Below are 20,708 nucleotides of genomic sequence, written 5' to 3'. Positions count from 1 at the left end.
GAGAAATTAATAGATTGACAGTAAGTGACTAGTCGAAATTAGCAGTGAAAGCTATTATGTAACAAATGTAATGATTTTTGAAGTAGAGATATAAGTGTAATTTAGGGGAGAAAATTATATATATCATGTGGAGAGACAACGTAATAATAGAAGATAAGAAAAGTGAATAAGTGATTGTAAAACAATGGATTGTTGGACGACTATGTTTTATGTTATTCGTTTAAATCTGATACTTGGCACACTATTGCTTTTAAGAAGGTAATAGTAATAAAGAGATTTTTAAAATGATAGAAGTAGTAAAGGGGATAAGAGAAATGAAAAAAATATTTAGTGTGCTTTTAGTGTTATTCTTAACATTTTCTACATGGTCTAGTGTATTAGTAAAGGCAGATTCACCATCTAAAGGTACTTTAACGATTCATAAGTATGAACAAGAAAAAGATGGAGCGCAGGGACTAGAAGGTGACGGTTCTGCAAATCAAGAGGTGCCAAAAGATGCGAAACCATTAAAAGGTGTAACGTTTGAAGTGAAAAAGGTTGCGTCTTTTGAAAAAATTTCAAACGATGGGAAAATCGTGAAAGGAGATGTGAAACCTGTAATGGGAGCAACTCCAACGCAAGTAGTAACAGATGATAACGGACAAGCTGTATTAAAAGATCTTCCGCTAGGACGTTATGAGGTGAAAGAAGTGACAGGACCTCCACATGTTAATCTAAATCCCAATACGTATACAGTGGATATCCCATTAACGAATAAAGAGGGTAAGGTGCTAAACTATGATGTTCACATGTATCCTAAAAATGAGGTTAAACGTGGTGCAGTGGATTTAATAAAAACTGGTGTAAATGAAAAAGCATTAGCAGGTGCAGTATTCTCTTTATTTAAAAAAGACGGTACAGAAGTGAAAAAAGAGTTAGTAACAGATGCTAATGGTCATATTCGAGTGCAAGGATTGGTGTATGGAGAATACTATTTCCAAGAAACAAAAGCTCCGAAAGGCTATGTAATAGATCCAACTAAACGTGAGTTTTTTGTTAAGAACTCCGGAACAATTAATGAAGATGGAACTATTACTTCTGGTACAGTAGTTAAATTAGAAGTGAAAAACTATGAAGAACCAATAATTGATAAAAAGATTAACGGAAAATTGGAAGCGTTACCAATCAATCCGTTAACTAATTATAATTATGATATTAAAATATTAATTCCAGAAGACATTAAGGAATACAAAAAATATGTGGTAACAGATACTTTGGATAATCGTTTAGTAATTCAAGGAAAGCCAATCGTGAAAATTGATGGAGCAGAAGTAAATGCAAGCATTGTAGAGGTAGCTATAGAAGGTCAAAAAGTAACAGCTACAGTAAAAGATTTCACAAAATTAGATGGTAAAAAAGAATTTCATTTGCAAATTAAATCTCAAGTAAAAGAAGGAGTACCATCTGGTTCGGAAATTTTAAATACAGCAAAAATTGATTTTACAAATAAAAATGACGTAATTGGAGAAAAGGAATCTAAACCTGTAGTTGTTGTTCCGACAACTGGAATAATTGAGTTAACAAAAATTGATGGTGCTAATAAGAATAAATTAAAAGGTGCAGAGTTTGTACTTAAAGATAAAAATGGAAAAATAGTTGTTGTAGCAGGAAAAGAAGTAACAGGTGTATCAGATGAAAATGGTGTTATTAAATGGTCTAACATTCCATATGGAGACTATCAAATTTTTGAAACGAAAGCACCAACATATACAAAAGAAGATGGTACAAAAGCTTCTTATCAATTATTAAAAGATCCCATTGATGTAAAGATTAGCGAAAATAATCAAACGGTTAAATTAACGATTGAAAATAATAAAAGTGGATGGGTTCTTCCGGTAACGGGTGGCATAGGAACGACTCTTTTTACTGTAATAGGCCTTACGTTAATGGTTACAGCGGCATTTGTTTTCTTTAGAAAAAAGTTTGCTAATAATTAAGATTTTAGGAACATGTAACTATGGGAAAAGGGGAGAAGCAAAATGCTTCCCTCTTTTCGATATTTAAGCATATACAGAGGTGGAAATATGAAACGAAATCTTGTTTTGGGAGGTATTTTTTTATTTGGATTAGGTGTTTTTTTATATCCTACTATTAGTAATTGGTTGGCGACTCGTGCACATTATTCTGAGATTAGCTCTTACGATAAGAATATCAAAGCGCTACAAAAGAAAGAAGTCGAACGTAGGGAAAAAGAAGCAGCCGAATATAATAAACAAGTTCACACTTCCACGAAAACATTTACTGATCCATTTTCTGAAAAAAAAAGTAATCATCAAGCATATGCTGATGCGTTAAATTTAGGAGATGTAATGGGGTATATTGAAATATCGAAAATCAATATAAAACTGCCAATCTATCAAGGGACATCTGAGGAAGTATTGAGCCGCGGGATAGGTCATTTAGATTTTTCTTCGCTCCCGATAGGTGGAGAAAATACGCACACTATTTTAACAGGGCATCGTGGTTTACCATCAGCAAAATTATTTACAGATTTAGATAAGTTGAGTGAAGGAGATCTTTTTTATATTCATTCTTTAGACAAAGTTCTTGCTTATAAAGTAGATCAAATTAAAGTAGTGTTACCACACGAAACGGACGATCTACAAATTGTAGAAAATAAAGATTATACAACTTTAATTACGTGTACGCCTTATGGAGTAAACACCAATAGGTTGCTAGTTCGAGGTGTGCGTGTGGAGTTAAACGAGAAAGAAAAACAAAAAGTGAGTACAGAGATATTTATGTTTAATAAGTGGACTGTAATAGTTCCAATCCTATTGTTATGTGTGTTTCTAGTCGTAATTTATAAGAAAAGGTTAACTCGATAGAATGTATTTATCCTGCATTAATGGGAAGTGGGACCGGAAATTCAGAGATAAGTAAAGAAAGTATAGAAAGGATGAAGTAAATCCTCATTGGTGAATATGTCATTTTATGCGACTATAGAAAAAATACGGTAAAGGTGGGAACAAAGGAATTGAGGCTACGATTAAAGCTGGTAAGTATTCATTTTATTGTTTTGTTAATGTTAAGTGTAAGTTTTGTCATATATGTACCAAAAGAAGTATATGGATCCACGACAAACTTAGAAGGTCTAGGTGATATATCGCGCTATAATGCAGTTGTCTTTGGTAACCATAAAGCAATAGGTGGCGACATTGAAGGAGCAATTGCAGTTCAAGGTGATATGGATGCATCGGGGTATACAATTGTAGGTGCTGCAGCGGGAACATCTAATATAGTAGGTGAAAAATGGGTTGATGAGGGATATCCGTCCTTGTTATTGTCTGGAAAATTTAAGAAATCAAGAGAAGAATCTTTTATCATTCAAAACGGAATAGTCGTAATGACAAAAGAGAGTGATCCAGATCGCATCATACAATCTTCTTATGATCATATCGTTTATAAAGAAAAACTAGAAATTGACGCGAAATTTAATGAATTTCGCAATATAGTGAACCAAGTCAGTAAAAATGCTGGTCAATATAAAACGAATACCCCAATTCCAAATATGAGTTATGGAATCGGAAAAGATATAAACAATTCTAATATTTATGTTTCATCAGAATTGACAGGGAAAAACAATTTAGATATAAGAGATGTATTTTTACCGAGTGCTAAGGACAAAGATTTTATTGTTATGTATTCGGATGCAACAGAGGTTACATTTAAAAATGGGTCTATTCTATATGACACGAACAATATTGGAAGGGCTACAGATATAGTTCCTACATCACAACCATATTCTCCTAATTCCCCGTTTACTGAGCTATATGGGAAAGTGATTTGGGTTTTTCCAAATGCGAAAAAAATTATAACAGAGGGATATGGTGTCGTTGGTAGTGTGTTTGCCCCCAATGCTGTATTAGAAACAAAAGGCGGTTCGATTAATGGACAAGCATTTGTCGGTGCGGTACAACAAACTGGTGGATTTGAATTTCACAATTTCAAATTTAACTGGCAACATTGGAACAAGCCTAGTACAGGAAAAATAAAAATAAAAAAGGTTGATAGTAATAATGATAATAAAAAATTGATCGGAGCAAAGTTTCATATAGAAGATTCAAATAAAAAAGTAGTTGGAGAACTAATAACAAATGAAGAAGGAGAAGCGATATCAAAAGACTTACCAAAAGGAAACTATACCCTTGTAGAAATAGAAGCGCCAAAAGACTATGAATTATTAAAAGATAAAATAGCTGTAAAAGTAGAAAAAGATGCAGTAGTAGAAATTAAAATAGGAAATAAGAAATTGCCAGATCCAATGGGAAAAATGAAGTTAGTGAAAGTAGACATAAGTGATAAAAATAAAAAGCTAGCAGGGGCAAAGTTTCATATAGAAGATTCAAAAGGAAAAATAGTTGGAGAACTAGTAACAAATGAAGAAGGAGAAGTAATATCAAAAGACTTACCAAAAGGAAACTATACCTTAGTGGAAGTAGAAGCACCTAAAGGTTACGAATTATTAAAAGAAAAAATAACTGTAAAAATAGAAAAAGATGCAGTAGTAGAAATTAAAATAGGAAATAAGAAATTGCCAGATCCAATGGGGAAAATAAAGCTTGTGAAAGTAGACATAAGTGATAAAAATAAAAAGCTAGCAGGGGCAAAGTTTCATATAGAAGATTCAAAAGGAAAAATAGTTGGAGAACTAGTAACAAATGAAGAAGGAGAAGTAGTATCAAAAGACTTACCAAAAGGAAACTATACCTTAGTGGAAGTAGAAGCACCTAAAGGTTACGAATTATTAAAAGAAAAAATAACTGTAAAAGTAGAAAAAGATGCAGTAATAGAAATTAAAATAGGAAATAAGAAATTACCAGATCCGACTGGACAATTTGAAATTGAGAAAGTTGATGATAAGGATATCAATTTAAAACTACAAGGCGCTATATTTCAAGTCTTAGATAAAGAGGGTAAAGAAGTGGCTAGATTAACAACGGATGAAAAAGGAAAGGTGATTTCCAGTCAATTAGTACTTGGAAAATATACGATAAAAGAAATAAAAGCGCCAAACGGATATATGTTACTTAGGGATCCAATAGAAATAGAAATTACAGAAGCAGTAAAGACACAAAAAATAACAGTGAAAAATGCGAAGAATAATTGGGTAATTCCTAATACTGGTGGGAGCGGAACAACAATTTTTTACGTAATTGGTATTATGCTAATGTTTGCTGTGCTATATTTCTGTAAGAAAAATCGTATATTATGAACTAATTTTATAGAGTTAGACAGATCGTTGCGTTAGAGAGTTTTTAAGACATGAGTTCGGTATTGTACTGGACTCATGGTACTAAATTTGTTAAAGGAGGAAGGATAATAGTAAACATAGAATATATTAATGAATTAAAATATTTAAGAGGTGAACATGGTGGCAATAAAACAAGACGAAATTAAAGTAGTTGTCGGAGCTGGAGTGTTTAATAATAATCCAGGTTGGATTCAAACGCAAGAAGATGAACTTAACTTACTAGATAAAGCTACGTGGGAAGAAAGATTTGAATACAACTCTATTTCAGCTATTTTAGCTGAGCATGTATGGGAACACCTTACTTTTGAAGAAGGTGTAAGAGCAGCTGAAATTTGTTATGAATTTTTAAAATCATCTGGTCATATTCGGTGCGGAGTCCCTGATGCATTCTTTCAGGATGAGGCATATCAAAATATAGTTCAAATAGGGGGACCCGGTCCGAAAGATCATCCAGCAGCAAGTCATAAAATCGTTCATAATTATATAACATTAACGAAAATGTTTGAAACTGCTGGATTCGAGGTAGTTTTACTTGAATATTGTGATGAACATGGTCGGTTTTATTACAACGAATGGGATGCAAACGACGGTGTTATTTTCCGTTCGAAAAGGTATGATTCTAGAAATAAAGGCGATAAACTTGGTTTTCCATCGCTAATTGTCGATGCGATTAAGCGTTAATCATACAATAAAACAGGAGTTAATCCTATGATTTCATAAGTCGCAAATGCGGCTTTTTTATTTGTACGTAAATCTATATTTGATTTTCAATATTATATAACTCGATTTAGAAAATATTTAAGTTTTTCTCAGCACCATTCACTTTAAATTAACACTTCGTTGTCATAAATATTTATTTTATATTTATATTCGTGTAAAATGAAGTGAGAACATACATTCTATATAAGGAGGCAATCAAAATGATAGCTGAAATTGGGAAACTAACTGATGGATATATTGTAAAATTTGAACGCGAATTTCCATATACGGTAGAGGAAGTTTGGTCTGTATTAACAGAAAACAGTAAGCTGAAAAAATGGATGTCCAATTTACAGATTGAAAGCCTTAAAACTGGTGGAATAATAAAGTTCGACATGATGGACGGTTCATTCATAAACATTGATATTTTAGAATGTCAACTAAACTCAGTACTTGAATTTACTTGGGATAAAGACCGTGTTCGATTTGAAATACATAAAGAGGAGAATGGTACTTTGTTACTTCTTAAAGAGTACATTCATGAATTAACAGATCATACACCGAGAGATGTAGCTGGTTGGCATATTTGTTTAAATCTTTTTTCTTTCGTTTTAAAAGGAGAAGAGAAAGAATTTTCTAAAGATGAATGGCAACAGTGGTTTGAAATATACAAGGATAAGATTCATGAAGTGAGAGGATAATTGCATAATAGGTAATATTCATTATGTAATTATTATATTTTAAAAATGCTTTTGTGAATAAATAAGAATAGAGGTTAATATGAAAGTAAATCAATTAATTGCTAATAACATAAATAAATTAGATGCAACTATACCGTTTAATAAATCGTTTGGAATTGCTGGTTTATCTGGATCGGGTAAAACAACTTTTTGCCAAACAATTGGTGAAGAATCAAAAAAACGATTAGTTTCTTTATTACCAAAGGCTGAATATCAATATTTATTTCCTAACATTATGGAAACAAATTTTAGTGCCATTAAGATGGAAGAAATGCCTTTAGTACTTTTTCTAGGAAAATCATCGATTTCGTCTAATCCGCGTTCAACGATTGGTACTCATACTGGTGTTTTTACAGAGGTTCGGGAAAAACTTGCTGAGGTATTTAATCTTTCTCCAGAGGTCTTTTCATTTAATAATCAATTAGGCTGGTGTACTGGTTGTAAAGGCCGTGGTACTACAAAAAATGTTGAGTGTAAAAAATGTAAGGGAAAACGTTATAGTGAAGAAATTGAACAACATGAAATTAATTTGCTGGACAAGCCACATTCAATCTCAAATATTAATGATTTAAGTATTGAATCTATTCTTTCACTAGCAAAAGAGTTAAATATTAGTGAAGAAAAACAGCATATACTGCAAAATATTATTAATATGAACATTGGTTATTTAACATTAAATCGAATTATGGGTACGTTATCAGGTGGAGAGTTAACACGACTTTATTTGGCCGAATTCATGGCAGTAAGTGAAAATGCTGTAATTATTATTGATGAGATTTCAGTTGGACTTGATCATGAAACTTTATTACAAATTTTAGAAGAGATTAAACGATTAGGGTGTAAAAATCAAATTTGGCTTATTGATCATTCAGATACAGTACTAGATACATCTGATGAGCAATTGTTCTTTGGACCTGGTAGCGGAAAATATGGCGGGAAAATTGTGGAAGAATCACCAAGACCAAAGTCAATACTGTGGGATCGAAATAAAGAAATACCAACAGAATTTTATACATTCTATGATTTATATTGCCGTAATATCCAAATAGCTGAGTTTCAAATTCCTAAAAACAGGCTTGTAACAGTTACAGGAGAATCAGGATGTGGGAAATCTACACTTGTCAACGAATGTCTAGCTACAGATTTTTTGAAACGATATCCAAAAGATAAATTAGTTATGGTAGGACAAGACCGAAATCAATCAATTACAAGTCGATCAACTGTAGCAACTTTCCTAGATATTAAAAAGAAACTGACAAAGTATAGTGAAGACATTGATGATATTTTTGAGCGCTCGATTGAGGATATTATTGATGAACTTCCAAATGAAGATATCGCTTATAAACGTTTGAGCCTACTAATTAAATTAGGACTTGGCTATTTAACATTAGAGAGAAAAACACAAACATTATCGACAGGTGAGTTTCAATGTGTTCATTTAGTTTCGGAATTATTTGCAAACACTAGAAATCCACATACATTATTCATTTTTGATGAGCCTTCAAAAGGTTTATCACAAAATATTTTAAATCAATTTATCGATAGTATTAGAGGTATTCTGCAAGATGAATCAGTTTCTATCATTATGATTGAGCATAATCGTTACATGTTAGAAAGCTCTGATTATATAGTTGATTTTGGAAAAAGGCAGAATGAATCTGTAGAGCATTTGGATGTTGTTAATCATGAGGATTACTATCGTCAAAAAAGTAATGTGAATAGCACAAAGAAAATAAATATCTCTTCAATGCTTAAGCAGAAAAAAGGAGTTCACTATTTAGAAGAAAATCATATTAACTATTTTAAAAACGCCGAAAATGTTTATAAGGGCGGTATTTTAAAAAGTTTATCATCAATGGCTAGGTTAATTTATGGTGAATATGAATCTGATACAATCGCACCTGTTATTGCTATTGATCTTGAAAGACATTTATATAGTCAATATAGTTTCTTATATGAGATTGGTGGATTAATTAATCATATTGTAGCTGCTCATCCAATTAATAAAGATACGAGAAGTTTTGATTTCTATTCACAGGACAATCATTGTCCATCTTGTTCTGGACGTCTTCAAATTGAAGTTTTTGATAAAGATATTGCCATTCAAGATAAAAGTGTTCCATTTTGGGATGGGCTATTCGATCCAGAAATCATGAAGGTATTAAAATTTTATCAGCATGAAAAAATAGAATTTCTATTCGAAGAAATAAAAAATGAGCTTGGTCACGATTTGTCAAAGAGCTATAATGATATGTCAGAAGAAGAAAAGCATACGTTTTGGTACGGATATTTTGAAAAATCATTTTATGATAAAAAAGGAAAGACACGCAGAACATGGGTAGGGTTTAATACAATTATTGGTGGATATATTGTTATTTCAAAAGCACCTATTAAAGAAGAAATTAAGAGTTCAAAAAAAATGATGAAATGTCCAATTTGTGAGGGGACGGTTTTAAATCATCATAAGCCACTTAAATTTGGTAACGTAGATATTCGTGAAATAATCAATCAGCCTATTAATAAAGTATTGAAAACAGTTGGTGATTTACCGGCACTTGTTAAATTGAAGTCTATTGTTGGTGGCGATATGGTATTGACGGAAGATGTTTCTTTATTGCCAAGAAAAGCACAAGTTGCATTGAAAATGTTTGAATTAGAACAAGCAAGCTTTTCAAACTATGAAATGGTGTTACAAAATGTCTTACCATTCTGGAGCGAAATAAAAGGAAATATCGAATCCATTAGTGTTAATAATCAGGTAACTGTTTGTGATTTCCCTAATGTTTATGAAACGAGAGAAACCATTATAGATAAGTATTTCACAAATGGTAAATATAAAAAACTTACGTATGTATACGAAGCGTTTGGATACAAAAAATTAGTTACCCAAATTAATAAAATTAAAAAGAATAATCCATGTCCATTTTGTAAAGGTAAGAAAGTGATAACCGAAGATAATCTACATGATGGTGTCTTTAAACTAACAATTCCATGTGTAACTTGTAATGCAAGTGGTATTAATGACGAAGGGTTAAAAGAAGTTGTTGAGGGCGTGGATGTACAAACGTGGTTAACTGGAAAAGTAAGTGATGTTGTGAATGAAAGCTTATTAACAGAAGCTGTTGGGCAAATACCAATTTTTAATCGTATTCGTGAGTTAGATAAACGAGATATGATGGCGGTTTATGAATGTCTTGAGAGTAATCAGTAAATTTTATTAGTTTATGTGTTATCAAAATAACTAACTTCATTAACACAACTTATATAAAACTTAATTTCTTAAGAAGCCTTGTATTAAGGTAGTATCATTATTCCAAAGTAATAAAAAAGATCCAACTTCTTAATGTCAAAGTTAAGAAGTTGGATCTTCTTATTTTTATGTCCTGCATACAATATTTTTCATTAAGGAAAGAAGTATTAAGTTAAGGATAGTGAGATGAAAAACTAAAAAGAATAAATGATTGATATATTATGTAATTATTATATTATAAAAGCGATAATTTAGAGAGAAAACAGTTCATAAGTGATATATTTTGTTTATTAATCTTTTACTTTATCGTCTGATTATTTAAATTTAACAGAAATATATACTTGAATGAAGTATATATTTCTGTTAAATTTATCCTATGGATAGAACAAGTTTAATTAAAGGTCATTTAGAAATGTGTGTATTATCTATTTTGTCGAAAAAGAAAAGTTATGGATATGAAATTATGAAAGAACTTGAAATAAACAATTTAAAATTGAAAGGAGTAGGAAGTATTTATCCTATTTTAACTAAGTTGAAAAATCAAGAGTGGGTTACTACTTATCAAGAGGTAACAGACAGTGGTAAAGTGAGGATTTATTATGAAATTAATGAAAATGGGAAAATACGTCTTGAGAAGAAAATTAATGAGTGGTTAGAATTGCAATCCGATATTCAAATGTTATTAAAAAGCGGTTTGAAAGGAGACCTTCTGAAATGAGGAATAAATTGATAGGTAAAGAAAAGCAATTTTTAAGAGACGTACTTAAGGAATTAAAGCAATACGATATTAGTTTAGAAGAAAGGGAAAATATTAAGCGACAAATATTAGAACATATTCAAGAGTGTCGTGAACATGGTGAAGACAGTATAGATGATTTAGGTACCCCTCAATTATTTGTTAAAGATTTTATAGAAATAAATGAAATTGATTTACAAGTTAAAATGAAACAACTTCAAAATGAAAAAGGAAAATTCAACACATTTATCTTACGTGGCATATTCATCGCATTTATTACTTACCTCATCTCGCAAACTACATTTTCAATATTTTTAACTGAATCATTTAATTCAACTAATAGCAAAAATACATTTAATTATAATATTTTATATCGCATATCAGAGAATCAATGGTGGAACGTTTTATTAATAATGATTAGCTTTATGCTCTCTGTAGCAGTGTTTATTAGCTTAGTAAGTTATAAAAAAAGAAAGCTATCTAAAGTATAATGAAGAAAACTATCTATAAACTATTTCAAATCTATATTCTTTGTAATGTAATAGTATTATGTATCATTCATCCAAAATCATATGCTCAGCAAGATATTAAAGCTACTTTAGATAAGTATATTGAAAAATTTATAAAGGAACAGAATATTCCAGGGGCTGCTGTTGCAATTGTACATAATAAAGATGTATTCTTCACTAAAACGTGGGGGATTACTGGGGAATCTGAAAAAAAAATAACTAGTAAAACACCATTTGCAATCGGCTCAATAAGCAAATCTTTAACAGCTTTAGCTATAGTGAAATTAATAGAAGACAAAAAGATAAAATTAGAGGATTCAGTTCAACAACATCTTCCTTGGTTTAAACTAAAAGATTCTCAAATATCCTCATCTATAACAATCCAACACCTTTTAACTCATACAAGCGGAATAAACACATATGAAGGCTTATTAATATCAGATAAGCAATCCAAAAGTTCTACAGCATTAAAAGAAAATGTAATGAGACTTTCAAATATAAAATTAACTGCTCTACCAGGAGAAAAATATCAATATAGTAATGCGAATTATATTGTTTTAGGTGCACTTATTGAGGAAATTACAAATGATACATATTCCTCATATATGGAAAAACATGTTTTTCAGCTGTTAAATATGAATGGTGCGGCAGCAAGTAAAGAAACTGCATATGAAAAAGGCTATTTAACAGGTTATCAGTCATGGTTTGGCATACCAAGAAAAAGTGTAGTGTCCTATGATAATGCCGGGGCACCGTATGGTTATATTACCGCAAATTTGGAAGATATGATTCAATTTATTATGTTTTTGAATCGACAAGAAGATACTCAATTTTTAAAGAAAGAAAACATCGACCTTTATCTTACACCACTTTATAACATAAATTCAGAAAAAAGCTATGGTTTTGGATTAAGAACAACAAGTATAAATGAAAGCGAAACGATGATTTGGCATTCAGGATCAACGCCCGATGCTCGTACAGAAATATTTACTTTAAATAAAAGTGGCTGGGGTGGTGTGATTTTAACAAATAAAAATCATGTATTAGAAGAACCAGCACTTTCAGTATTAAAAAAGGGGATTATTAATATTTTGAATGAAGAAGAACCGGTTGATCCCCATAAAAGCATACCATTTACACAAATTGTTATGTCTACAGTTATACTTGCGCTTTTCATTTCATCAATTATGTTAATTAAAAAATATAAACATAAGAAAACTGTAAAAAAATTAACTTGGTTATTCGTAGGGACTCTATTCCTACTATTATCTATTATTTTCATCCCACTTCTTACTTATTGTACAAGCTCACCATGGCGTACGATAAAAATATTTGCGGCAGATGTAGGTTTACTTACAAGTATTATAGTAATTTTATTAGCTGTGAACGGATTATTATCAATCTTTATAGGTATAAGACAGAAGAGTGTATAAGGGTAAATAATTAAAGAAATATAATTCAAACGTTATAAACAGTTGACCCTCACACAATGTCATTGTTTAAGATAAAGTTGAGCTTCAAAGTAGATGTAACTTATAGGAGGAAATCATGTTTAAAATAGGGGATTTTTCGAAACTATCTTCCATTAGTATACGTATGTTGAGACACTACGATAAAGTGGAATTATTACAACCAGTAAAAGTCGATGAGCAGAGTGGATATCGATTTTATTCAGCTGACCAATTAAAAAAGGTAAATCAAATTCAAACATTAAAAGCTATGGGGTTTAATATTGCTACCATCAAAGAAATAATAGAATGCGATAATATAGATAGCATAAAAGAGCAATTTTTAAATCGTAGTGCTCAAATTAAAGAAGACATGAATAACCTCCAAAAACAATTACGTCTCCTCGAAGACTCAATGAAAACGATGAGAGAGGATGTTGTTGAGATGAATTATCATGTTTCAATAAAAGAAATTCCAGAAAGAACTGTAGCTAGTGTTAGAAAGATTATTCCATCGTATAATTGCGAAGGTGATTTATGGAGTGTATTAATGCAAGAAATTCAAATGAAAAATATTAGTATTGCCCAACCGAGTTATAGTATTGCGGTTTTCCATGATCGTGAATACAAAGAAAATGATGTAGATATAGAAATACAGCTAAGTATTCTAGGTAAGCACGAAAATACAAAAGACGTTACATTTAAAAATATGGAATCGACTAATGTAGCTTCTATAACAGTTAATGGAAGTTATGAACAGATGACAGCTGTAAATGAGGCTGCAGCAAAGTGGATTGAGACAGAAGGTTACAAATTAGCAGGCCCGATGTTTAATATTTATCATGTGAGCCCAGCGATGGAATCCGATCCTAATAAGTGGGTTACAGAAGTTTGTTATCCAGTTAAAGGATGATAAAGAAAAAAGGCATTAATTATATGCCTTTTTTCTTTATAAATATATCCATAAATATCAAGACAGGCCGTGACTGCCAAAAACCAAATATAGATTTACTTTTAAAAGCAGCGAAAGAACATAATCTATGGTTAAGAGACTATTTTCTTATTGGAGATACAGGGAGTACGGATATGATTGCAGCTGAAAGGGCGAATATGAAAAAAGATTTTGGTACGAAGAGGATGGGGAGAAAGCTCATTAACAAAGTATAGAAATTCGTGGATAGAAACGGTGCCTAATTATATAGCGGAAAATTTACTTGATACTGTGTGTTGGATTGAACATAATTTAATAACATAATAAAATTATAGTAAATTAGTTTGTAAGATGGTTAATTTAGGAGGGAAAATATTGATACATATAGATAAAAATGTACGAACATCTGGTGCATATGTAATGTATAAGAATTTATTTGTTTTTCAGGTTGGACCAACGAGTAAAGGTGATACATTAGGTGTAGTAAGACTTGGAGGACATAAAGAAGCGGATGAAACAGCAGTAGAAACTGCTAAAAGAGAAGTGAGAGAAGAAGCTACTATCAATATTACTATTTTGAGTTCACCAAGTACATATTATAAAGAGAACTGGAATGCGCAATCTAAGAAAATAAAGGTAGAAAATGAGATCAATCCAATATTAATTATTGATAGTCCAGATGAGAGTTTATCTATCATGTATGTTGCCTATTCAAAGATGCTACCTAAACCATCTTCTGAAACGAATGGACTACTGTTACTCTCTTTAAGCGATATTAGGCTAATTTGTAGTAAGGAAATAACACTAAAAGATTATATTAAGCAAGGTGGAATAGCTATATTGAAAGAAAAAATGGATATAGACTTAATCTTACAACCTTATCCGCAACTTATGTTTTTAGCAGAACTTTTAAAGGAGGATCCTGTATTATTTCAGCAGTTTCTAAATTAGTAACAAAATCCACCTTTATAAGGGGCTTTTGCTTTAAATATTTTAATGGTATGTGTATCCTCCATCAGGAAACAATACATTGCCTGTAGTAAAACTATTTTGCATTAAATATAGAACAGTATGTGCAATTTCATCATTATGCCCAGGCCTTTTTACAAGAGAAAGAGATTTATAAGCTTCATAAGCAGTTAGTCTATTTTCGTTTTGTTCGTGTTCCCTCCGTATTGTTCCAGGAGAAACAACATTAACTCTTATAGGAGCTAATTCAACAGCTAAAGCTTTCCCTAAACTTTCAATAGCACCATTACAAGCTCCGTAAGCAGGTGCACCCTTAAGTGGTCTTTGACTAAATGCACCGGACATTAACACGATCGATCCAGAGTTTGAAAGAAAAGGAATTGCATATTTTACGGCATAATATTGTGGCCAAAACTTTCCGCTAAAGCTGCTTTCAGCAATATCATTTGTAGCAGTTATTGGTCCAAGTGTGTAAGAAGCTCCTGGTGTGAACAAATGATCAAAATTCCCAACCTTTTTGAAGAAATCTTGTAATTGGTTTGTATCCTGATTATCGATTACATAAGTTTGAAGATGATTGTTATTTATTACTTCTCGAGCATTCTTTAGTTTTTCTTCAGATCGTCCTGCAATAATCACATGTGCTCCTTGTTCGATTGCTTGTTTTGCTGTTGCTAATCCAATACCAGAACTCCCGCCAATAATAATGATTTGTTTATCTTTTAATGAAGTAAAAGACATGATTAAGCCTCTCCCTTAATATAAAATTAAAATAAATCTGTGCTGCTTTTATTATTCTTTAAAATAAGAGTATTGAAAAGTACGCACTTTATTTGTACTTAGTCGCAAATTTCGTACTAATCGCTTGTCGTACGGATAAATAATATGAAAAATTATTCATTATCATTTATGATTTGAGGAGAGAGGTGAGAAAAATGGATTTACAAGAACCAAAGTTAAAAGGGGTAATAGCGACATTACAAATAATCGGTGGAAAATGGAAGCCACTCATTTTATTTATTTTGCTAACAGATGGAACGAAACGATTTGGTGAATTAAAGCGATTAATACCAGACATATCTCAGGGCACATTAGCGAAGCAACTTAGAGAATTAGAGTTAGATCGACTAATAGAACGCGAAATTTATCAAGAAATACCACCTAAAGTGGAGTATAGCTTAACTGAGCATGGAAAAACGGTAAGTGTAGTTTTGGATAGTATGTGTGGTTGGGGAAGGAAACATTTAGAATATATTAATAGGAGTTTACTGTAAATTTATTATGTAAATTAAAAAACAGAAAGTTGCTATTTCAATAATTTGTATTTTATAATATACATACTTAGATGATGTTATCGTAGATATAATCTTTTAATTGAGGTGGGATAGATGAAATTATGTATTGCTCAAAGGAAGTAGTTGTTTGAAACTGAAAGATTTGTACCGGATATAAAAAGAGATTTACGAAAATATAAACTATGAGTCTAATTCGGGAGGCTGCAGGATTAAATATTTCATGCATAGTAACAAAGGGGAAGTAATAAAATGAATGATTTAGAGTACAAAAGCTTTTATGATAAAGTAGGAAGATTAAATGGATGGGATTTTAGTAAAATAAAATGTGAAACTGTAGGAGATATATGGGACTTTTATGGAGAAGTGAAAGAAAGATGTAAACCATCAGACACTCTACTTGATGTTGGTACAGGCGGAGGAGAAAATGTACTTTGCATAGCATCTTCGGCTAAATTGCTAATTGGAATTGATAATTCTAACGGCATGATTGCAACGGCACATTCTAACTTGAAAAAATCAGGTGTACAAAATGTTGAGTTTCTTCAAATGGGTTCTGAAGCTTTAACATTTCCACATGCACATTTTGATATTGCTTCAAGTTGTCATGCCCCGTTTCTGGCATCTGAGTTAGCGAAAGTAATGAAAAAGGATGCCTTTTTCTTAACACAACAAGTAAGTGAGAATGATAAATTAAACCTGAAAGAAGCATTTGGTAGAGGACAATGCTTAGGTGAACGGGATGGTACTTTAAAAGAAAAGTATATGAATGAACTTATTAGTGCAGGATTTGATCTCGTGCAAGTACGTGAATATGATGTTACTGATTATTACAGTAGGTCTGAAGATCTCATTTTCTTATTAAAACATACCCCTATTATTCCTAGATTTGGAGAACAGGAAGAGGATTTTACTATTTTACAAAAGTTCATTGATACGTATAGTTCTGAAAAAGGGATTCGTACTAATTCAAAAAGATTTATGATTATTGCTGTTAAATTATAATGTATTTTAGTGTAAAAGCTGCTTTTCATTTAAAGAAAAGCAGCTTTTTGTGTGGAAAAGAATACAGGAAATACTTGAAAATAATAGAAATAAATAAAGTGTAAATTAAAAAATCAAAATATGGAGGATAAATGTTTTGAAACGTTACTATATTAGCAATGAAAAAATAAATGTACATATTACTGAATGGGGGAATAATGAGAAGCCCGTTATCTTTTGTTTACATGGATTAGGTAGTACGAGTTTAAGTTTTATAGAAATTGCTGAGGAATTAAAAGAAGAGTATAGATTTATCTCCGTTGATGCACCTGGACATGGTAAAACACCCCCATTTGAAAGAACAGAAGATTATGAGATGCACAATTTAGCAAATTGGTTAAATGAAATAATAAATGAATTGAGAATCGAATACTTCTATTTTCTATCACATTCATGGGGAAGTTTTGTAGCGTTATTTTATTTGTTAAATCATCCAGAAAAAGTACAAGGAAGTATTCTTATTAATGGTGGATATCAAACAAAAAGGCTTAAAGAAGAAACGTTGGAAGAAGAAATTGCTTATTATGAAAAGGACTTTGATGAATACGTTTTTAATAATTGGGACGAATTTTTCAAAAGTGAAAAAGCAGCTTATACTAGGTGGTCTTCATTGTTAGAAGTTGCTGTAAAGGATCTAGGGATCGAAATGGATAATAAAGTATGGTGGCATGCCAGGGGAAATACAGCTAGTAATATAATAAGAGGTATGCATAAAGATGAAACAATAGATATATATGAGAAGCTACTGGCTAATATTGTATTACTTCGAGCTACAGTCCCACAAGTTTGGGCGGATTATAGAGATAAGACAGCAAATGTTTTTAAAGAGAAAACGGACAGTATAGTAAAAGTAATTCCTGATACTACACACATGTTGCACTGGGATAAACCAGAAATTGTTATAGCGGAAATAAAAAATAATTGGAGCTAACATAATCATACTAAAGTTGTAGTTTCTATATGAAAAATCCATCCTTCCGTTTGATTTTATCTATTTATAAGTGTAATACAATACGAATAGATAATAAGAAATGAGGGGGAATGTAAAGTGATTACACATATATCAGATATAAAACTACAAACGGTTTCCATAGAAGGGGTAAAACAAGTTTATAAGGACATATTATCTTTTCCAATAAAAAAAGAAACAGCATCCTTCATTCAATTTGAAGTAACACCTTATACAACAATTAGTTTTCAAGAAGTGTATGAACCAATCGCACCTGCACATTTTGCTTTTGAAATCCCATATTCAAAATTCCATGAAACAGCGAGGTGGTTAAACGACTCTGGATTACTCATTGTGAAATGGCAAAATGGAAATGTAATTGGTGAAGAGAATGGTCTATTCAATTTATACTTTAAAGACGGAGATGGAAATCTACTCGAAATTATTGCGCATAGTTATGTTAAAGAAGATGTATTAGTACCATATTCACCTTTAAACATTTTATACGTAAGGGAAATCGGTCTTCCCGTTAAGAGTGTACCTGTTTTTACGGAATGGTTAAAATCAAATCTAAATATGAAAACGATGGAAGATGGGGATATTTTTAACTTTGTTATAGGTGGCACTGCATATATCGTCGCGACTTGGTGGCAGCGACCTTGGATTCCAATCGCGATGAAAGCTCTATCACCGAAAGTACACGTTTCTTTCGGAACACCAGACGTCGCATTTTTACAGCGAATCCATAATAACTTTAAGATAAATAATGTTCCCTTTGAATGTAAACATAATGAAGTATCATTTATTGAGCAGGGATATTCATTTTCTATTGTGTATACACCAGAGTTTCATTCCAATATTCCTAAAGAACTAAACTTGCCACTTTCTATTTAAGGATAGAAAGTGGTAAGTTTTTTATATCTTCGTGAAGAAGGTTTTCGTTATGATTAGAGTGAATGCAAAGAAAAGGATTAAGCGTTATTCAAATTTATTTTAAGGAGAGAAATGAAGTGAATCTAGGTAATCCAATTGCAAAAGGGAATACTGCAGAAATTTATTTAAAGATTACCTCCCAGATACAGAGTCTATGAATGAAGCAAAAAAAACAAAAATATGCCTATACATGCGGGCTGCCAGTTCCAAACGTATTTGAAGTGACAAAGATACAAAATAGACAGGCAATTATTATGGAACATGTAAAAGGGGACAACATTGGTGATCTTCTGCTTAATAATTTAAATGAGGCAGAGCGTTATATCGGCCTTTGTGTTAATGAGCAAAAAAAGATTCATGCTATACATGTGAATACAGATGAAATGGAGTTAATGAGGGAAAGGTTAGAGCGTCAAATTAAATCTGTGCATAAATTGGATGAACGCAAAAAGAAGGGGATATTACAAAAATTAGATTTTATTACATTTGATTTTAGGCTATGTCATGGAGATTTTCATCCATTTAATTTGATTTTGAGTAAGGAAGAGAAAGTGAAAGTTATAGATTGGGTAGATGCTAGTTCAGGTGATATTCGCGCAGATGTATTTCGAACATACTTGTTGTACTCACAATCTTCGGTAGAATTAGCTGAGATGTATTTACATATATATTGCAGTCGTACCGGCATATCAAGAGATGAAGTTTTTCAATGGGCTCCTATTATTATTGCAGCTAGATTTTCTGAAAAAGTATCACCGCAAAATGAAGTGTATTTGAGAAGATTATTGAATCAGTATTTATAAGTCATAAAAAAGGTTGTCAGCTAATTAATAAATGCTGTTGTTTAACCAAAGTTTCCTTGCAGTTAAACAACAGCATTCTTAAATATTGATATAGGTATTCTTATTTTCGATCTTCATCCTATAAAGGTTCATAATCCGTACTTGTTCCTCCGTTAATTCTTCTTTATCCCAATACATATGCATTAAGCTATATTCAAAAATCTCCTTTAATTTAATAAATAACGGAAACTTGTCTTTCATCTCTTTTGGTAGCTCATTTTCCTCTTGGTAGCCTTCAAATAGTGCTTTTGTAATAGAATACTCATAGTCTACGATATTCCCATTTCCAGCAAATGAATATTCTATCGCACTATAAATAGGAACGGCTAAATCGAATATGTAAAAATGTTTTTCGCAGTCTTGAAAATCTATCATTGTTAAGTTTGAATTATTTTCGACTAAAATGTTTTCTAACCATAAATCTCCGTGTATTAAGCCGTAATTTGAAGGGGATTTTGGTAGCTCTTTTATGGAAGTTAAAACGTCAGATGCAATTTCTCTTATTGTATTTTCTTCTTTAGGGATATATTTAAGAAAATTATATTCTTCATTTTCATACCAATCGTTTATATGTTTTACTGGTTTAATCTTTTCAAAGCTTTTAGATATACGATGTAATTTTCCAATTTGTTTACCAAGTTTTTTAAATATATTAGAATTCCATTCAGACCTTGGTAAATGTATACCAGGAGCAGCTTTATATAATACAGCAAAAATCTCCTTGTCTAATGTGAATTTTTCTACAAAATTCCCTTGTAATGAAGGGATCATTGGTGGAACACCTAAACCATTTTGATATAAAAAATTCGTATATATAACTTCTTCTATCTGTTCTTCATATGTTTTGTAGTTTGTAATTCTACTGAAGTATGTACCTTGTTCTGTAAGGCATTCATACATCTCATTTGTTATTGGCTTAATGTTAATAAAATTCAACGGATACTGTTCATTTATGAATTGAAGTATTTCTTTTTCTAGCTTGTTCATTGAAACGTCCTTTCCAAACCTTAATTTTTGAAATCCTTTAAAATGAAATATGATGTAAATTGACCTTTAATAATTAGTAAGGTGTT

The 20,708-nt window shown here is 31.4% G+C and carries 18 protein-coding genes and 1 pseudogene; 17 read left to right on the top strand and 2 right to left on the bottom strand.

The features are described from left to right. Positions 1 to 314 precede the first annotated feature (314 nt). From MRP26_RS16905 to MRP26_RS16850, 12 genes are all read left to right on the top strand, one after another. On the top strand, positions 315 to 1,976 hold the full coding sequence (locus tag MRP26_RS16905) for a SpaA isopeptide-forming pilin-related protein (protein WP_242806432.1): 1,662 nt from the start codon (positions 315 to 317) through the stop codon (positions 1,974 to 1,976). An 87-nt stretch (positions 1,977 to 2,063) separates the two neighbouring features. Continuing rightward, entirely contained in the window at positions 2,064 to 2,867 is an 804-nt protein-coding gene (locus MRP26_RS16900; protein WP_084746099.1) for a class C sortase, read from the top strand. Positions 2,868 to 3,016: 149 nt separating this feature from the next. After that, on the top strand, positions 3,017 to 5,254 hold the full coding sequence (locus tag MRP26_RS16895; RefSeq protein WP_242806424.1) for an MSCRAMM family protein: 2,238 nt from the start codon (positions 3,017 to 3,019) through the stop codon (positions 5,252 to 5,254). Between the two features lie 156 nt (positions 5,255 to 5,410). Next, positions 5,411 to 5,974, top strand: coding sequence for a class I SAM-dependent methyltransferase (locus MRP26_RS16890; protein WP_242806422.1), 564 nt, complete (start codon positions 5,411 to 5,413; stop codon positions 5,972 to 5,974). Between the two features lie 239 nt (positions 5,975 to 6,213). Then, a complete protein-coding gene (locus MRP26_RS16885) occupies positions 6,214 to 6,693 on the top strand; it encodes an SRPBCC family protein (protein WP_053564439.1) in 480 nt (159 codons plus the stop codon). Positions 6,694 to 6,772: 79 nt separating this feature from the next. Further along, on the top strand, positions 6,773 to 9,943 hold the full coding sequence (locus tag MRP26_RS16880; protein ID WP_242806420.1) for an excinuclease ABC subunit UvrA: 3,171 nt from the start codon (positions 6,773 to 6,775) through the stop codon (positions 9,941 to 9,943). 451 nt (positions 9,944 to 10,394) lie between these two features. After that, the gene (locus MRP26_RS16875; RefSeq protein WP_307839921.1) at positions 10,395 to 10,700 is read left to right on the top strand and encodes a PadR family transcriptional regulator; all 306 of its coding nucleotides are present in this window, start codon (positions 10,395 to 10,397) and stop codon (positions 10,698 to 10,700) included. Further along, positions 10,697 to 11,209 carry a DUF1700 domain-containing protein gene (locus MRP26_RS16870; protein WP_142245260.1) on the top strand — a complete coding sequence of 171 codons (513 nt, stop codon included), beginning with the start codon at positions 10,697 to 10,699 and terminating at the stop codon, positions 11,207 to 11,209. The genes MRP26_RS16875 and MRP26_RS16870 overlap by 4 nt, the downstream gene beginning before the upstream one ends. Beyond that, positions 11,209 to 12,660, top strand: coding sequence for a serine hydrolase domain-containing protein (locus tag MRP26_RS16865; protein WP_242806418.1), 1,452 nt, complete (start codon positions 11,209 to 11,211; stop codon positions 12,658 to 12,660). Before MRP26_RS16870 ends, MRP26_RS16865 begins: the two co-directional genes overlap by 1 nt. Positions 12,661 to 12,775: 115 nt before the next feature. After that, entirely contained in the window at positions 12,776 to 13,588 is an 813-nt protein-coding gene (locus MRP26_RS16860; RefSeq protein ID WP_078401766.1) for a MerR family transcriptional regulator, read from the top strand. Positions 13,589 to 13,611: 23 nt separating this feature from the next. Continuing rightward, positions 13,612 to 13,842 carry an HAD hydrolase-like protein gene (locus MRP26_RS16855; RefSeq protein ID WP_234465731.1) on the top strand — a complete coding sequence of 77 codons (231 nt, stop codon included), beginning with the start codon at positions 13,612 to 13,614 and terminating at the stop codon, positions 13,840 to 13,842. A gap of 139 nt (positions 13,843 to 13,981) precedes the next feature. Further along, the gene (locus MRP26_RS16850) at positions 13,982 to 14,557 is read left to right on the top strand and encodes an NUDIX hydrolase (RefSeq protein WP_078401765.1); all 576 of its coding nucleotides are present in this window, start codon (positions 13,982 to 13,984) and stop codon (positions 14,555 to 14,557) included. 42 nt (positions 14,558 to 14,599) lie between these two features. On the opposite strand, the gene MRP26_RS16845 is transcribed toward MRP26_RS16850, so the two are convergent. Continuing rightward, on the bottom strand, positions 14,600 to 15,316 hold the full coding sequence (locus MRP26_RS16845) for an SDR family oxidoreductase (RefSeq protein ID WP_078401764.1): 717 nt from the start codon (positions 15,314 to 15,316) through the stop codon (positions 14,600 to 14,602). A 185-nt stretch (positions 15,317 to 15,501) separates the two neighbouring features. On the opposite strand from MRP26_RS16845, the gene MRP26_RS16840 reads away from it, so the two are divergent. From MRP26_RS16840 to MRP26_RS16820, 5 genes and pseudogenes are all read left to right on the top strand, one after another. After that, complete coding sequence (locus MRP26_RS16840) at positions 15,502 to 15,849, top strand: winged helix-turn-helix transcriptional regulator (protein ID WP_140155519.1); 348 nt, start codon at positions 15,502 to 15,504, stop codon at positions 15,847 to 15,849. Between the two features lie 270 nt (positions 15,850 to 16,119). Then, positions 16,120 to 16,872, top strand: a complete 753-nt coding sequence (locus MRP26_RS16835) for a class I SAM-dependent methyltransferase (protein ID WP_078401762.1) — start codon at positions 16,120 to 16,122, stop codon at positions 16,870 to 16,872. Positions 16,873 to 17,008: 136 nt separating this feature from the next. After that, positions 17,009 to 17,842, top strand: coding sequence for an alpha/beta fold hydrolase (locus tag MRP26_RS16830; RefSeq protein ID WP_242806416.1), 834 nt, complete (start codon positions 17,009 to 17,011; stop codon positions 17,840 to 17,842). A 117-nt stretch (positions 17,843 to 17,959) separates the two neighbouring features. Further along, positions 17,960 to 18,754, top strand: a complete 795-nt coding sequence (locus MRP26_RS16825) for a VOC family protein (RefSeq protein WP_053564428.1) — start codon at positions 17,960 to 17,962, stop codon at positions 18,752 to 18,754. 116 nt (positions 18,755 to 18,870) lie between these two features. Continuing rightward, positions 18,871 to 19,596: pseudogene (locus MRP26_RS16820) on the top strand (aminoglycoside phosphotransferase family protein). A 78-nt stretch (positions 19,597 to 19,674) separates the two neighbouring features. Here the strand turns inward: MRP26_RS16820 and MRP26_RS16815 are convergent. Beyond that, on the bottom strand, positions 19,675 to 20,622 hold the full coding sequence (locus tag MRP26_RS16815) for a phosphotransferase enzyme family protein (protein WP_242806414.1): 948 nt from the start codon (positions 20,620 to 20,622) through the stop codon (positions 19,675 to 19,677). Positions 20,623 to 20,708 lie beyond the last annotated feature (86 nt).

The sequence above is a fragment of the Bacillus sp. CCB-MMP212 genome (assembly GCF_022748145.1).
Lineage (GTDB): Bacteria > Bacillota > Bacilli > Bacillales > Bacillaceae_G > Bacillus_A > Bacillus_A cereus.
Note: the sequence above shows the minus strand (reverse complement) of the source record. Positions and strands in the feature narration are given on the sequence as shown.